This window comes from Novipirellula sp., from assembly GCF_041583735.1.
GTDB lineage: Bacteria > Planctomycetota > Planctomycetia > Pirellulales > Pirellulaceae > Novipirellula.
On the sequence record NZ_JBFHFD010000113.1, the window covers coordinates 1 to 17,126 of the forward strand.

8 protein-coding genes and 2 pseudogenes are annotated in these 17,126 nt (G+C 55.3%); 5 read left to right on the forward strand and 5 right to left on the reverse strand.

What is annotated here, in order from left to right; genetic code table 11:
* Positions 1-416: pseudogene (locus ABX962_RS11090) on the reverse strand (exo-alpha-sialidase); the annotation flags it as partial.
* 594 nt (positions 417-1,010) lie between these two features.
* Between ABX962_RS11090 and ABX962_RS11095 the strand changes: the two are divergent.
* Positions 1,011-2,363: a GDSL-type esterase/lipase family protein gene (locus tag ABX962_RS11095; protein ID WP_372719338.1), complete on the forward strand. Its 1,353-nt coding sequence runs from the start codon at positions 1,011-1,013 to the stop codon at positions 2,361-2,363.
* A gap of 192 nt (positions 2,364-2,555) precedes the next feature.
* Here the strand turns inward: ABX962_RS11095 and ABX962_RS11100 are convergent, their stop codons facing one another.
* From ABX962_RS11100 to ABX962_RS11115, 4 genes are all read right to left on the reverse strand, one after another.
* Positions 2,556-3,845 carry a DUF1501 domain-containing protein gene (locus tag ABX962_RS11100; RefSeq protein WP_372719340.1) on the reverse strand — a complete coding sequence of 430 codons (1,290 nt, stop codon included), beginning with the start codon at positions 3,843-3,845 and terminating at the stop codon, positions 2,556-2,558.
* A gap of 14 nt (positions 3,846-3,859) precedes the next feature.
* On the reverse strand, positions 3,860-5,764 hold the full coding sequence (locus tag ABX962_RS11105; protein WP_372719342.1) for a DUF1549 and DUF1553 domain-containing protein: 1,905 nt from the start codon (positions 5,762-5,764) through the stop codon (positions 3,860-3,862).
* A 530-nt stretch (positions 5,765-6,294) separates the two neighbouring features.
* Complete coding sequence (locus ABX962_RS11110; protein ID WP_339936395.1) at positions 6,295-7,356, reverse strand: peptidase M42; 1,062 nt, start codon at positions 7,354-7,356, stop codon at positions 6,295-6,297.
* A 128-nt stretch (positions 7,357-7,484) separates the two neighbouring features.
* Complete coding sequence (locus ABX962_RS11115; protein ID WP_372719344.1) at positions 7,485-8,495, reverse strand: alpha/beta hydrolase; 1,011 nt, start codon at positions 8,493-8,495, stop codon at positions 7,485-7,487.
* A 451-nt stretch (positions 8,496-8,946) separates the two neighbouring features.
* On the opposite strand from ABX962_RS11115, the gene ABX962_RS11120 reads away from it, so the two are divergent.
* The 4 genes and pseudogenes from ABX962_RS11120 to ABX962_RS11135 all read left to right on the forward strand — a co-directional run.
* Positions 8,947-12,477 (forward strand): PVC-type heme-binding CxxCH protein, encoded by a 3,531-nt coding sequence (locus ABX962_RS11120; RefSeq protein ID WP_372719346.1) that lies wholly within the window; start codon positions 8,947-8,949, stop codon positions 12,475-12,477.
* A 195-nt stretch (positions 12,478-12,672) separates the two neighbouring features.
* Positions 12,673-13,422 (forward strand): ABC transporter ATP-binding protein, encoded by a 750-nt coding sequence (locus tag ABX962_RS11125; protein ID WP_372719348.1) that lies wholly within the window; start codon positions 12,673-12,675, stop codon positions 13,420-13,422.
* 363 nt (positions 13,423-13,785) lie between these two features.
* Positions 13,786-16,704: a Gldg family protein gene (locus tag ABX962_RS11130; RefSeq protein ID WP_372719350.1), complete on the forward strand. Its 2,919-nt coding sequence runs from the start codon at positions 13,786-13,788 to the stop codon at positions 16,702-16,704.
* A 12-nt stretch (positions 16,705-16,716) separates the two neighbouring features.
* Positions 16,717-17,126: pseudogene (locus ABX962_RS11135) on the forward strand (hypothetical protein); the annotation flags it as partial.

Here is a 17,126-nt window from a genome sequence, read left to right on the forward strand (position 1 = left end):
AACGGGGCATCCTCCACCATCTGCGATAAGTGAACCCGATAAACATCCTCCAGGTCAGGGTTTGTTTCCGCGTCCGTTGAGGTCACCACAATCTCGACCTTCACCGCGACGCACTCGTCGGGAAGTCCGTTGACAACGCCGACGACCGATTGGCCCACGGTGCCGCCGGATAGAGACCACACGGGAATGTGAGTGGAGCCACTCGACATGAGTACGAGCGAAGGTTTACCCGTTGCGATCGACATATCATTGGCGGTCAAAAAAAGTGGAGACGCCGCCCATCGGTTGTGTAATTGCTGTTCGACCGTTAGTGCGTCGGGCTCAATAGCGGACGCAATTTTTTCGCCGGACAGAGTCGAAAGAACCAGGATCAGAGGAATCAGCGATAAGTGAAGGCAAGTACGCAACGATTTCATGGCAAATTAAAACATGCGGGTAGGGAGGCGGATTGTCATTCATTGGTAGTCTTAACGCTCGCCCCGAAGGCGACACAACAACAGGCCGCCGCGTCCATTGGGTACCGTGTATCGGTGCTGAGTGGACACGACTCTTCCAGGATTGCCGAGTGGCACCATTGAATCAAGCAGCCCGTTGGTGATTCCAAGCAGGCTGGGTGTTTTTATGATATATGGTTGCGGTTTTGCAGGCAGGAGGTTTCATCAGCCGCGTTCCGGCTGATCCGATTGTGTATTATACCATGACGAAGCCCCTGTTTCTGTCTCTTGCACTCGCTGTGCTTCTGCCCCGGCACTCGGACGTCGCGGCAAACAGGAAAACAAAGGTTCCAGGACTCAAATTCGTCCAGTCTTGAATCGAGTCCGCATACCTTTTCGTACCATACCTTTTCTACCAGACCTTGTCCTACTCGTAGGCCATCCAGTGCGATGGTAAGCTCTTCGTTGGCTATTCCAACAGCGGCGACAACGCGGGGCGAGTTGGGACAGGTCGGGAACTCTGGAACAACTGCGTGGAACTCGCGGTCATCTCAATTGAAGTAAGAAGGTCACCCCATGAAACCTACTCTGATACACACCACCGTTCTGCTGCTGTCGCAATCGATCGCGATCTGCTGCGTTACATCGGTTGCGGCAAAGGACCCCATCACAACGCCCGCGGAGGTGCAGGTTACGGGAGCATGGACCGTCTCGGTAACCGTGCCGGGCCCCGACGCGGTTGCTGCCGAACTTAAAATTCCTGGCCCCGAAATCGTCACAGTCACGCACGAGAAATACGACCGGCTTCCCGATTTCGATGCCAAGACGAAGGCGGGCTGGCGAAAGGGGGTTCGGTTCAAAGGGGTCGTGGCAGCAGAATGCACGGTCGAAGGTTTGCTCGATCCCGCGAGCGTTGTAGTCCAGGCCGGACTGGAACCCGAGGCCATGACATTTCGAAAAGGCATCGACTACGAAGCTGACCTCGTCGCCGGCACCATCGGTCGGTTGCCGCAGGGAGCTATCGCCCCCGACCAACCGGTGTACATCGACTACCAATACACAAAGCAGCGCATCGATTCGGTCGTGCTCGACGGCAAAGGCCGGATCGTGCTCAAAACAGGAACGCCGCATACGGTCATGCCCGAACCGCCGACTTTGGATGCGGGCGAGACCCGGTTGGCGAACATCTATCTTCCCGCCCGCCTTGATGCTCTGACTAAGGATCACCTCTTCCCAATCCTGGAAACCGCCTACCCCGAACCGCCCGCAAACGGTTCATCGGTTGCGGAAAGACTGCTGCCCGAGTCGCTGAACAAGCTTCAGTCCGGAGAGCCGCTCAGAATCCTCGTCTGGGGTGACAGCGTGTCTACCTTTAATCGCTACCAAACGATGTTTGTCGAGCGTCTGAAATCGCGTTATCCGAACGCAAAGATTGAATTGGTCACGGAGGCGTGGGGCGGACGTAACACCGGTAGCTACCTGAGCGAGCCGCCGGGCAGCGAACACAACTATCAGGAGCAGGTGTTGAACAGGAAGCCTGATTTGATCGTGTCTGAATTCGTCAACGATTCCGGTCTTTCGGAAACGCAAGTGGAGGAGCGTTACGGGAAGATCCTGGCCGACTTCCGCGAGATTGGTGCGGAGTGGATCATTCTGACCCCGCACTATATTCGTCCGAGCTGGATGGGATTTTCGAGCCAGCAGAACATCGATGACGATCCCCGCGGCTACGTCAAAGGCGTTCGTGCTTTTGCGCAACAGAACCAGATCGCGGTCGCCGAAGGATCACTTCGCTACGGTCGGCTCTGGCGACAGGGTATCCCCTACATCACTCTGATGGAAAACAACATCAACCATCCCAACGTCGATGGTCACAGGATCTTCGCCGACAGTCTGATGGCGCTATTCCCGATCGTCCGAAGGAAGTAAGGCTGGCGAGACGCCCAACATTGATGGACTTACTCAAGACGAACGTCCAAGCTTAGGCAGGCGAGATCAAGTCGCCAAAGCGACGCAGATCCGGCGGATGCGAATGCAATGGCGAATTCAATTCCACTGTCATGCCGGAACTCCACTCCGCTACGTTTCGGTCAACGGGCTGCGTTCGGCGCCAACGTGGAATCACGACAGCAGGGCTTGGACGACTTTGCCGTCGCCGCCGATTTTGAAGGGGCGTCCCGACGGAGAGTAGACTTCTTTGTCGATTGGAAGTCCTGCCGCCGCAGCAATGGTTTTGTTGAAATCCGCAACCGAAACGTGGTCTTTGGCAACGGAATGTCCCCGTTTGTCCGATTCGCCGTAGGCTTGGCCACCGCGGATTCCGGCACCGATCAACAGGCTGCAGAATGCACCGGGGTGGTGGTCGCGGCCGGCGTTGACGTTCAATTTGGGACTGCGTCCAAATTCCGTGGTGACGACAATCAGCGTTTCATTAAACAGCCCCTTGCTGTGCAAGTCTCGCATCAAGTTGCCCAAGGCGGTATCCAGATTGGCAGCTCGGGTATCGAGCGACTCGTAAATATTTTGGTGCATGTCCCATCCGCCGGAGGTCACCTCGATAAACTGAGCTCCCTTTTCAACCAACCGCCGCGCCAGCAAACATCCTTGCCCAAGCGAATTGTTTCCATAGGCGTCACGAATTGCCTTGGGCTCTTCGCCTATGTCAAACACTTTTAATTGATCGCTGCCCATCAATTGATACGCGTCTCGGTACGCCTGGTTGTATGCGATCACTTTGCTGTTGTCGCGTCGTTCTTGAAAGGCTTCGTCAAACTTGGTGGCCAGCATCATGCGGCGACTAAATAACTCGGGTGGCAAGTACTTTGGAAGCTTCGTGTCCTGCAGTCCTTTGGCCGCATCGGCAATCGGGACAGGCGAAAACGACGGAGGCAGAAATCCGGCCCCGGGGTGACCGCTCGTCGATCCAATTAAATAGTTACTCGGTAATCCGGTGTTGGGTTTGGGTTGCTGGGACGTCATCCATGCGCCCATCCCCGGATGTTGGATACTGTTGAGTTGTTTGTAGGCGGTTCGCATCAAATAGCGTCCTTGCTCGTGAGCCCCGGTTTCGGTGCTCAGCGACCGGACGACCGCGATCGCGCCGGCCAAATAGGCCAGCTTGGGGAATCGGTCTCCGAACATCAGTCCGGGGACACGTGTTTGCGTTGGCTTGGTTTCGCCCGCTTCCTCGACACCTTGTTTGGGATCAAACGTATCGAGATGGCTCATCGCGCCATCGAGCATGATATAGATAACGTGCTTGGCCTTGCCCGCGGGGGTCGCCGCCGCGTCAGCCGAGCCGATCATGGTTTGCGAGCCGAGCGCGCCGGCAAAGGAGACCCCCAGCGTTTGCTTGGCGACCATTTTCATGAAATCACGACGATGTTGGCTTGTAAATTCAGGTCGATTCATCGCAGGTTCCGCCTTTATTGAACGAATAGGAATTCGCGAGTGTTCAGTAATGCCCAAATGATATTGCCGTAACCGACGTTGTCGTTTTTCATTTGCGACAATTCTTTGGCGGTAATCAACCGATCTTTCTGAGTCGGCATGCGGCCAAGCACGCTTAAGAAAATTGCATCGATACGGTCCTTTGTTTTGTCGATCGCCAACACGTTGTCGACAATCGCTGAACCGGGTTCGAGCATGACATGGGTAATCGGGCCGTTGAACATCGCCAAGGTTTGCGGAACGGTCGGTTCTTGTTCGGCCGTGTGGATACTTTCACGGTTGCCTTGACCGAATTGGCGTAAGAAATGGTCGGCCGGCAATGGCGATGGCAGCTCGCTAGCACGACACAGCACGTTGCCTTGATAAGCATGTTGGTTTAGCGACCGTCGGTAGGTACCGATGTCGTATGTCTTTCTAAACTGATCCGCCAATGCGGTGACTTGATCAAACGATACGTGGCGGAAGTCAATCGCGACGTAGGGGGCGATATCCTCGGCCGCCGGCCGCTGGAAGGGCCAAGGGTTATGAACCGCCATCGTCAAAATCGAATCCCATACTTGTTCTGCCGTCATGCGGCGAACCACGGGACCCGGTGCGTAGTAGAGTTCGCCACTGGTCACTTCGTAATCGCTGGCTTCGCGTTGATAGGTGTCGCTGTACAGGATCGCGCGAATAAATTGTTTCTGATCAAATCCGCCTCGCACCATTTGCTCGCTTAACAGGTCAAGCAGTTCCTCATTCGCACAAGGGTTGTCTTCGTTAAAGTCATCGATCGGCTCGATCACGCCGACGCCGATAAACCGCTTCCATAAACGGTTCGCGATCATACGACTGAATTTAGGATTCTCGGGACTTGTCACCCAGGCGGCGAACTGTTCACGAGGTGAATGCGACTTAGCTTTCTCGGGGACCTCGTCCCACAGCACCGCCGGTTTTACAGGTGATAGCGGCTTGGCGTCCGAGTAAGCGTAATCATGAGGCAGTTTTAAAACCGCCTTGACTTCGCGAACATCGTACAAGCTGGCGTTCATCACTCGCCGGTATTGACTGGGGAAGCGGCCGTATTTGTCACGTTGCTTGGCTTCGTCTTGAAACTCTCGACGTTTCTTGCGTTCCTCTTGATAACCGGGCATGTCACCACCGATCCGCGTTCGTGTTCCGGCGGTCATCGCGGCGAGTTGATAAAATTGGTGCTGTGTCCACTGATCAAATGGGTGGTCATGGCATTGGGCACAACCGATTTGAGTTCCCAAAAAGACACGCACGGTATTGTCGACGTAGGCCAGCGGCATCAAGTCGTCGCGTAGCTGGAAACCGACCGCAGGGTTTTCCCAGGTCTTGCCGGTCGCCGTCAGCATTTCGTAGACCCATTTGTCATACGGTTTATTTGCACAAATGGACTCTTTGACGTAGGCCAAATAGGGATCCGAGATATTGTCGGGCGACGGGCGCTCGACCAATCGAAGGACGTCCGCCCACATGTTGTACATGTTGCTGACATAGTCGGGACTGTTGAGCAGTTGGTCGATCAAATCGTCGCGTCGATCAGGATGCGTCGACTGAAGAAACTCCGTCGCTTCGGCGAGCGAGGGAATGCGACCGGCCACATCAAGGTACACACGCCGCATGAACACTTCGTCGCTGGCCGTCGGGTTGGGCGAGATGCCTTCGCTCGCCAACTTTGCTTCGACCGCACGGTCGATCGCGCGTGAGGTGGATTTGATTTCCGCGCGCGATCTCACTTCGACTTTCGCCACATCCATCTTGATCGATGTCTTCTCAAGCACGCTCGAGGGAAGCTTGATCTTCGCTGGCTTTGGGGGTGCTGGCTTCTTTCGCTGTGCAAATGCGTCGGGGGATGTCAGGGTTAGTACACCCACGGCGATCAGCAGCGTGAAAACGCGGCTACCGCCAAACCTCTTAGTAACATGCGGAACGACACCCATCTATCGCTGCCCCTTTTTTAAGAGTCGAAAAGATGTGAGCAAAGAACCGTGTTGGCCAAGCCGAACTGAACGGCCTCAACGTCGCTCTCAAACTCACACAGCGTTGTTTTAGCTGCGTTGTTTTAAACGCGGCTACAGCCCCTTTGAACTCAGGTTTCAGGGGGGCAACGCGGCTTTACTTGCCAATAGTGTAGCTTGCCAGCGTCAGGGCCACTCGGGAATTGGCCGCATTTTGGTCACTTTTTGCAGCAACTGTGCTGTTCCCCCTATTCTAAACAGGATTCGCACGAAGGAGCATGCGGTAGCGGAACGCGTCAAGAGTTTCGAAGGGCACTCGCCGTGAATCGATAGTCACGCGCGACTTCCGCTACGCACAACAAGGGCACAAACCCCATAGGAAAAAATGCTTCACAGCGTTAGCCAAATCGGCTAACGAGAACAATGGCCGCCTGTGTGGGGGGCGGTTAATCGATGTAGCTCTCTAACAGTCGTAAGACCGCGCGAATGCTGCTCAGAGACGCGGTTTCCGACGCGGTGTGATAGCTCGTTGTGGGGATTTGCAGAGTGGTGCCATTGATCTTTCCCTCGGTCGCCGCCGTTAAACGTCCTAATTCGGTCCGTCCAAAGGAGAGCGGTTTTTCGCGAGTGCGGTTGATCGCTTCGACATAGTCGTCTTTGAAACTGTAGCCGATCCCCAGCGACTCGCAACGATCTTGTAATTCCATCGTCATGTCGCTGGCAAAAATAGCGGTCGCATCACGACGTCGCAGAACGACCTCTTGCGCGGCGGCCGCCAACGGGGTCGGATAGGGGCTGGTGTCCAGCACAATTAAACGCTGAGTCCACAATTGTTGTCGCAGAAACCACTCCAGTGCGTACCGCCAACTTCGTCCCGCTTCTTCGCCTGCGGTGAACAGCACGGTGCCTTGAAAGCCACAGCGGAACATGTGAACGAGGATCGCAACCGACAGCACATTGTCAAGCTGAGCCGAGATGAAACCATCGGCGATCGTCAGCCGATCGACAAACGAGACCGGGGTGCCCGGTTGCAGATGGCTAAGTCCATCGATTTCAAAAATCAAGTTGCGGCGGTTGGGACAGACAAAGGAACGCGTGATCGCGCCTTGCCCCAAATAGGTTCCGACGTGCGGCAAATGCGACTGCACTCGTTGGCCGATGAAACGATCCTGGATCAATTCCATCATTTGTTCCGAGACCGAGTCGCCGTTCAGTTCGCCTCGATTGCCCGCGATAAACGCCGCGTATTGGAATTCGTTGGGGCCGGTACAGAGCAATCCGTGACGATCGACGTGCGCGGACAAAATGATGGAATCCGGCCGCTTGCCATGGGCCACCAAGACGCCGTGGTACAGCGAAACGTTCACCGACAATTCCTCGAGTTCGCGCAACACGACTCGGAAAAAAGCTTGCTCGACGCCGACTACCGATGGCTCGCGAACCAAGCCACCCAGCAGATGCAGAAAATCACTTAATCCAGCGTCACTCGCTGCCGAATGTTTTACCAACGCGTCACGACCTTTGCATAAAAGAGGATACCCCGCCTCGGAGTTTCATTGCATGCACAACTTTTGGCAATCACATGACGTCGTGTCGGATTGCAAAGCGGTCGAGCATCCATGCCACATTTGACGCCCTAGTCTCGCTGGATCCAAGGATTGATGTCGTCGCTGATCTTGACGTTGGAGGTGACAAATTTGACCACTTCAGGGATCACCTCTGACGACTCATTGACTAGCGCGGGGCCACTAAGACTTGTTTTAACCATTTGCTGGGTCAACCCCGATACTTCGCCTTGTCCTGCTTTCTTCTTGAACACTTCGATCCGTTTGGCGATCCGAGTGGCTTCGGAACCTTCAGAGCTACTGTCGCCCGCGACGATCAAAATCGGCAGACGCAGCACATTGATATCGGTCAGTGTGGGGTCGATCCCCACTCCCTTGAGCTGCTTTTCGGGACTGATCAGCACGAGCGCCTTGACGTCTTGACCTTGCTTTTTACTGCCGATCGACGGCCATCGCCAATCACGCATCGTGAAATGCGACGCCAACACACAGCCTTCGCGGACTCCGATCATGACCAGGGCGTTCAAATTGAGTTTTCCGTCGTCGTTCTCGTGTTTTAAAAACTGTTTGGCTTCTTCGAGATCCGCGGCCAAGATCGCATCGATGTCGCGTTTGTTCATCGTCGAGAGATTGAAGGTCTGAGTTCTGCCTCGCAGATCCGTAAACTCTTTGCTCCCCCCGTGACCGCGGTAGTCAGGCGCTAAGACGGCACATCCGGCATCGCGGAGGGCGACCACAAGATTGTAATACGGGCTCGCTTGACCCTCCCATTCATGGATCAGGATCACAGGAATGGCGTCTTTCCCCTTGTTCGAGGGGAAATAGAAGGCGCGAAGGGCAATGCCGTCTCGCGTTTTGAGCGTGACCGGACGTGGTTTGAGCGCCGGATCCTCTTTGCCCTTGCCTTTCCGGTCCTGGCCGACTGCAATCGAGGCAACCACGACGCTCATCGCAAACACCAAGAACATCACGACCATGCGACGAACAGCATCATGAGTCGGGTTGGCGTCACGTGTTGGGTTGGCGTCACGGGAAAAGTCGGACGGGTTGTACAGGGGCTGGACGGCTACCGCGCTTCGCATGAAGGACTCCTAAACGTATTTTTCCGGTCGGCTGAAAGCTGTTCGCTTCACTCGTCTCGTGGGCAACGCTTCCTTATCGGACACGCTGCACCGATTTATCTTACTATCCTGCTTAATCTTACTGTCTAGCGATTTCAGAGTGTAACCCAATCGTCCCCGTTAAGGGGCACGCAAGACGGGGTGGGAGATAGCTTTGATGAGTTGAATAATGGGGGGAGCGGCACGCATATAACGAAACCGTCCTAATAAAGGTTAAACTGGCACGTCGTGTCGGTCAAACTAACCGGACAAACAATCCGCGTTGATCTATACTGTGCCCCAATTCCAGTGTGTGCTCGCTCGGCCTGCCCGCGCCGGATCAATCCAGCCGGATCAATCCAGCTGGATCAATCCAAAAGTCCAAAATTCACGTTTCAGAAACCCTCACCACCACTTTCTGTACAAATCGACAATGAAGCTTTGCCCCCCTTGTTGCTGTGCTGCCGCCCCTCTTTCGCGTTTGTCGACCCAGGCAAAAGCTGTTGCTTCGCAGTTTGCCATCGCAGGGGTGGTTTGGGGCGTGCTGGGAATCGTGGCACAGACGCCGCTGTATGCCCAGCGAGATCTTACCGAGATTCCGCAGCCGGACCCGGTTAGCGAGTCGGCTGAAATGCGAGTGGACGAATCGGCGAACGTCAATCTCTACGCGGCCGATCCTCAGATTCGCAAGCCTATTCAAATGAACTTTGATGCCTCGGGCGCCTTATGGGTGGCGACCAGCGAGGTGTACCCGCAGATTAAGCCAGGCGAATTGGCTGACGACAAAATTGTCGTGTTGCGAGATACCGACGGTGACGGTGACATCGACCAATCGACCACGTTTGCCGATGGATTGCTGATTCCCACCGGGGTGATCCCTGATGGCGAAAACGCTTGTTACGTCGCCGACAGCACTGAGTTGCTGCATCTGGCGGACACCGATGGTGATGGCGTCGCGGACAAACGTCGCGTTATCTTCAGCGGCTTCGGCACCGAAGACACGCACCATCTGCTGCACACGTTGCGTTGGGGGCCTGATGGATGTTTGTATTTCAATCAATCGATTTACATCCACAGCCACATTGATACCGCGTACGGCACCCGGCACTTGGACGGAGGCGGGATTTGGCGTTATCGCCCCAGCACCGGCCGTTTGGAAGTGTTCTGTAAAGGGTTCATCAATCCATGGGGCCACGTGTTTGATGAACAAGGCGAATCGTTTGTCACCGATGGGGCGGGGTATGAAGGAATCAACTATGCCTTTCCTGATTCCGTCTTTAACACGTCGCCGGGAGCGAGTCGGTGGGTGAGCGGATTGAATCCAGGAAGCCCGAAACATTGTGGGCTCGCGGTGCTGTCGGGAACCCACATCCCCGCCGACTGGAATGGCAACTTGGTCACCAACGATTTCCGCAGCCACCGAGTGTGCCGCTTCGACGTCGCGCCCGACGGCAGCGGATTCCGCAGCCAGCAGCAACCCGAAATCATCACGACATCTCATGTTGCGTTCCGTCCGATCGACGTGCGGATGGGGCCCGATGGTGCCGTCTACGTTGCCGATTGGTACAATCCGATCATCCAGCATGGCGAAGTCGATTTCCGTGACGAACGCCGGGATCGCAAGCATGGTCGCATTTGGCGGGTCAGTTTCCCTGAGCAGCCGCTGGATCATTGGCCGGCATTTTCAAAGCAGTCGACTGCCGGATTGTGTCAACTGCTCGAGGATCCATCGCTTGACGTTCGCCAATTTGCCCGCGAAGAATTGTGGCGACGTGCGGCAACCGATTCTGCTGATGTAATGAAAACGATCCGCGATTGGCGAGACACCGGCAATGTAAACGCCGCGATGCGATCATTGGAAGTATTGTGGATGAACGAAGTGGTTTCCGCTGCGAACGTGGAGGATGCCGAAATCGCGATTGCCGCCAGCAAACAATCCGAAAAACGTGTGCTTGGCACGGCGCTGCGAAGCATTTGGCGTAGCCGCGAAAGCGTCGCCAGTGACAGTGAGGCCTACCGCGCGATCTCGCAGATGGTGTTCGCACAAGCGGATGCGGCCGATCCGAGAACACGATTGGAAGTGGCCATTAGCGTTGGCCAAGCACGTGCGGATCGCGATGCACTGAACGCTGTGATTGACGTTGCCAAGCATCCGGTCGACAGCAACTTGGATTTTGCAATCTGGCAATCCTTGCGAAAACTCGACGCGGCATCGCCATCGGCTTCCATCTTGGAACTGATTGATTGGCAGTCGAAACCGCATGAATTGGCGATTGCTGTTGGCGCGATTGCCAATCCAAAGGCAGCTCAAGTCGCAATCGAAATGCTGCAGCGTGATGCCGGCAAAGCGGCTTCGGGCGACGAATTGTTTTTGGCCGCAGTCCGAGCCGGCAACGCAAAACAACTCGGTCAGTTACTCGAGATGTTGACCCGCCCCGATTCGTCGGCGCCATCGGCTTCGCGACTGACCGCGCTACTCGAGCGGACGAAGTCCGATGGAACCGTCCCGGCCGACGCAAACGTGAGCGTCGCGGTAGCGGTTGCGGACGTCGAAACTCTCGCCCGCAACCCCGAGTGGCGGACGTCGCTGTATCGAGCGGTGGCCACTTGGAAACTAAGTAAAGCCGAGTCGGCTTTGATCGAAATGCTGCCCAAAGCGACCGGTGATAGCCGAGTCGCGTTGATCGAAGCGATTGGATCGTTCGGGTCGGACAAGGCCAAACAGACGATTCACCGCCTACTCGATTCGCAGGACACTCAGGCCCGCGTTGCAGCCACGCGAGCGTTGGCAAGCAATCGTCCGCGAGCCGCGTTTGCCGCGGTGATCAAGCTGGTCCAAGACAAAGAAACGATTAACGAGGGAGCCGCGATCGTTGCCGAAATGGCGAAACGCAAAGACATTCCCGAAGCGTTTGCCAGCGTACTGGAAAAACAGACACTCGACACCGATCTGGCAGCTCACCTGCTGCGACATCTCCGCAGCAGTGGTGGAAATGCACGACTCGAAGAAGCGATCCGCAATAGCGGCAAGCTCGAAGATCTGGCTTGGAAATTGACCCCGGAACTTTCGGCCGAGATTTTGGCTCAAGCCAAACAGGGATCAGCAGCCAACGGCGAACGAATCTATCGTCAAGCAAAACTGCAGTGCATCAACTGTCACGCCATTGGAACGGCGGGCGGATTGGTGGGGCCCAACCTGATCAGCATCGGGGGCAGTTCGCAGCCCGATTACATTTTGGAATCGCTAATTACACCGAACGTGAAACTAAAGGAAGGCTACACGACGACGCAGTTCTTGACCGACGAAGGCCGCGTGATCAGCGGGATTGTGTTGACGGAAAATGACAAAACGATCCAAGTCCGGCTTGCCGATGGCACCGTCACTTCGGTCGTCGTCGATTCGATCGAAGATGAATCGCCGGGCAAGTCGCTGATGCCCGAGGGGCTGTTAGACAATGTGACGCAAGCCGAGCTAGCGGATCTTGTCGCGTTTCTTTCCGCGTTGGGACGGGTTCCGGAATTTACCGTTTCGACCGATCCCATGCTTCGTAGCATCGAGACTCTGATTTTTACCAATCCATCGAATCGCCTGATCAATCGCACCAGCACGGATGCGGTGGCCAGCGGCGACGACGTCATGCAGTGGCGGCCGTTGACGTCGCGAGTCGATGGAACCTTTGCGATCGAAGAAATGGATGTGTTTAAGCAGCACCGAACGACACCGCCGACGTCGTTCATTCGTTTTCAAATCAGCGTGTCCTCCGGTGCCGACGCTCACTTGGGGTTACCCGACGAGATCAGCGAAGCTTGGGTGGACGGCAAACCGACTCCCGCAGCATCGCTGCGGACCGAAGCGTTGCCCGAGGGCGATCACACGATTGTGCTTGCCATTGACCGGACTCTGCAAACTTCTCCGTTTACCATCGGGTTGTCCGGCAACGTGACCACGCCCGAGCCGAAGTAAACCCTCAGCCGACGTCTTTTATGTCGCCCGACGTCACCGACGTCAGAAAGAGAGGAGCGTCCGAGGCAACTTTTCGGACATTCCGAGCGAACCGGGGGGCAAATGGCCGCGTAGCGGTGTTGAGAACCTCTCTCAGACCGTTATATTTCCGGTTTGAACATTCCCACATTGAAGGACTTACCCAAGAACTGCCGCATGACGATTCAAACTGAATCCCGCCGGCCCATGATCGAGGCGATCGGGCTGAGTAAGTTTTATGGTCCTTTTGCCGCGACTCGCGACGTCACGTTTTCGGTCGGCGAAGGCGAATTGGTGGCGTTTTTGGGCCCCAATGGTGCTGGAAAAAGCACCACGATGAAGATGTTAACTGGGTATATCGCCGCCAGCGAGGGCGAAGCTCGGATCGCAGGTCACAACATGATGGAAGACCGGATCGCGGGCAGTCGCCGATTGGGCTACTTGCCCGAAAACGGCCCGCTTTATCCGGAAATGACCCCCTACGCGATGCTCAGTTTTTTCGCCGAAGCACGCGGGATGACAGCGGCTAGCAAGAAAGATCGCATCGACGCCGTCGTCGACATCTGTGACCTCTCGAGTGTCGTTCATAAACCGATCAGCAAACTTTCCAAGGGGTTCAAGCAACGTGTCGGCATGAGTCAGGCGTTGTTGCACGAGCCCGATGTTTTGATCTTGGACGAACCGACTGCGGGTTTGGATCCCAACCAGATTCGCGGAGTCCGCAAAACGATGCGGCGGTTGAGCGAAACGAAAACGATTCTGCTCAGCACGCATATTTTGCAAGAAGTCGAAGCGATGGCGGACCGCGTGGTCATGATCAACGAAGGACGACTTGTGTACGACGGTGACGTCGAAGGTCTGCGGAAACTCGGGGCAAACGATTTGGACGAAGCGTTCCATTCGCTGACTCAGGGTGCTACCGCGTAGCGTGCCCACCACGCCTGGGTTGGAGCGATCGTTCGGCAACCGTGACAAGCATCGTTCGTGCTCGCGAACATCGCCTCAGGGCTAAGGACATCGCCTCAGGGCTAAGAACATCGCCTCAGGGCGATGACGCGAGTTTTCAGGGATCGATGGCTTTCAGGGATTGGCGGACGAGTTTGCCGCCCATGGATGACCGAGACATCCTTGCTGATTCCGACCGGGCTTAACAACTGACATGAATGCACGCAAACTGTAACCGCCGAGTCGCTGTTGCACTCCGCTGCGAGGTTTTCCGCAACGAGCTAATCAACATCGAAGCCAACCGCTTCGACACGTTTAATCCATCCCATCAATCAAACAGATAACATGACGCTCAATAACGTCGCATTTGCCCTGCTGAACCTGTTCGTCTTGGACTTGATCCTGCTGTTGGTGTTAATGGCGATCGTCGCTGCACTGGCGGGTACCAAGCGTGCTGCTTATGCCGTGCTGAAACGAAACTTTGTTGGCTATTTCGGTAACCCTACCGGCTACGTCTTCCTATGTATCTTTGTCTTTTTGACATCGGTATCGGCCTTTTGGCCTTACGAGTTCTTCAACCAAAACTTGGCCACGCTGGACCAACTGAATTACTGGTTCCCGTTGATCATGTTGGTGTTTATCCCCGCGATCACGATGAGCATTTGGGCTGAAGAAAAGCGTCAAGGCACCGACGAACTGCTGCTGACGCTGCCGGCCGACGACTTTGACATCGTGATCGGCAAGTACATGGCTGCCGCGTCGATTTTCACGGCATCACTGCTGTTTAGCCAATTGAGTACATTCATCACGCTGGCCGTGTTGACCGAAGGAACACTTGATACGGGACTGATTTTCACCACCTATCTTGGCTATTGGTTTGTCGGTTTGGCGATGATCGCGATCGGCATGATCGCGTCCTTCTTGACGGGTAACTTGACGGTCGGATTTATCCTGGGGGCTCTCTTTAATGCTCCGCTTGCGTTTGCCTCGCTTGCTGATTCAATCAGCCCCAACAAACGGATTGCCGAATGGTTGGCCAGCAGCGGGATCGCACGTCCGTTTGACGATTTTGGTCGCGGTGTGATCAGCCTTTCCGCAGTCGGCTATTTCGTGCTTGTCGCTGCGGTGGCGCTCTACGCCACGATGGTTCTGATTGGCCGACGTCACTGGACCGGCGGCAAAGACGGCAACACGATGGCGTGGCACTATATCGCTCGCGTCTTGGCCCTGATCGTGATTACCGCCGGTGCGGTCACACTGTTTCGAAATTGGGACTATCGCAAAGATTTGACCGAAGGAAAGGTCAGTTCGTTGGCGGGAGCGACCAAAACGCTGATCCAAGAATTGGACACCGATCGGCCGATTGTGATCGATGCGTTTATCAGTGCGGACATCCCCGAAATCTACGCTCGCACACGCTACGAGTTGATCAATCTGCTGAAAGAATTCCGCAGCGAAGCGGCCAAGCGTAATCGCACGATCGAAATCAATCTGTACGACAACATTGAACTGTTCAGCGAAGAGGCTGCACTTGCGTCGGAGCGATTTGGAATCGAACCGGTCAGCCGCATGGTGCGCGAGAAGGGATCGTTCCAACAAAAAGAATTGATCTTGGGTGCCGCATTCCGATCGGGGCTCGAAAAAGTCACGGTGCCGATCTTTGAATACGGGATTCCGGTCGAATATGAATTGGTTCGCTCGATTAACACCGTCGCCGAAGGAACTCGGAAACGGATTGGTATTGTATCGACCGACGCTCGCTTGATGGGCGGCATGGTGATGCAGGGCATGTCTCCGTCGCAAGCCGCCAAACATCCGTTGATCGAAGAGCTTGCCAAGCAATACGATGTCGAAGAAGTCGATCTGGGGGCCCCGGTGACCGTGGGGATGTTTGACGCGATGATCGCTGTGCAGCCTTCGACGCTGCCGCCGGATCAATTCAGTCGCTTGGTCGACGCGATCAAAGTCGGTGTCCCGGTTGCGATTTTTGAAGATCCAATGCCGGTGTTCAACCAGGCCATCACACCAACGGGCATGCCGAAGCAATCGCCCGGCGGCATGTTCGGTGGCGGCGGCCCGATGCCCAAGGGGAATATCCACGAACTCTGGGATGCGCTGGAGATCGAGTCGCCTGGGACTCCCGGAATGCAGGGGCTATTCTCGTCCGATTTGGTGTGGCAGCAGTTCAATCCCTACCCGAACCTCGAACGAAATATCAACGAGTTGTGGGTTTTTGTCGACGAAAACGCCCCCGAAGTCGAAGAGGGGGAAGCACTCAGCGAAAAGAGCGTCATCACCTCCAAACTTCGCCAAGTGTTGTGCTTGTACGCCGCATCGGTCCGAGCGAAAGACAGTTCGACTCTAAAACACACCAAGTTGATGTCCACCGGAGGACGCAGCGGTTTGCTGCCGTTCAACAAGGTGCAGCAGATCATGCAAGGGGCGACCACCGTGGCTCGTGAAATCGATAGCGTCAGCCCTGGGTTGGCGGTCGCAATGACGATCGAAGGAGCGGTGGCGGCAACCGAAAAGAAAGCCAGCGACGACGATTCGAAAAAGGTCGCGGGTAACGAGGCCGAGAAAGCCGATTCACCTGCGGCCGCTCAAGGCATCAAGGCAGTTTATGTTGCCGACACCGACATCATGTCACCGGTCTTTTTGCAGATCCGAGCCGATCCCAAGCAGGCTGCAGATATGCGTTTCCAGTTCCAAAACGTGACGTTCATTCTGAACGCGATTGATTGGTTGACTGGCGAAACCGACTTTATCGAAGTGCGAAAGCATGAGCCGATTTTTGCCAGTTTGCGAATGATCGACTCGGTCAAGGAAATCGCCAGCAGCAATGTCAGCAAGCGTAGTAAGGAATTCCAAGACGAGTATGACGAGACCGTTCGTGAGGCTCAGGAGAAAATGGATACCGAGCTGAAGTCGCTTCGCGAAGAGCTGGAAAAGCTGCAGAAAGAAAGTGCCAATGGCCGTGTCCCTCCGGATAAGTTGCAAGCCAAGGTGCAAGCGTTCCAAACGCTGCAAGAACGCGAGCAAACTCGTTTGGAAGTCAAGATCGCCAAGAGCGAACGTGATCGTGAACAAAAGATCGGTGACATTCAACGTGAAGCCGATCAGAAGGTGACTTGGATTCAAAACCAAGTCAAAGCCGCAGCCGTCGTGCTGCCATGTATCCCACCATTGATCATCGGTGTGATTGTATTCGCCTCGCGGCGATTGCGTGAACGAGAAAACATCAGCAAAAGCCGTTTGAAATAGTGAGATAGAGTCGTGAACGAAGGTACGAAAACAGGAATTTTCTGGGTCGTGGCCGTTGTGATGCTCGGCATCGCGACGCTAGTGGCATGGCCCACGACAAACGAAAGCGAAACCGGCGGATTCGTCGGCAAACCGCTGTTCGAAGAATTTAAAGATCCGTTGGCAGCCGCCAGCTTGAAAATTGTCACCTATGACGAAGTCGATGCGACGCTGCAGTCGTTCGAGGTTCGTCGCGACAAGGAGACAGGCCAGTGGACGATTCCCTCGCGAAAGGGACCATCCAACAAAGGCTATCCCGCCGACGCGGTCGATCACATGAAAGAGGCAGCGAACTCGCTTGTCGACTTGAAGGTGCTCGATATCCAATCGGAAAACCCCGAGGATCACGAGGGGCTTGGTGTTGCCGAGCCGAAACTCGAAGA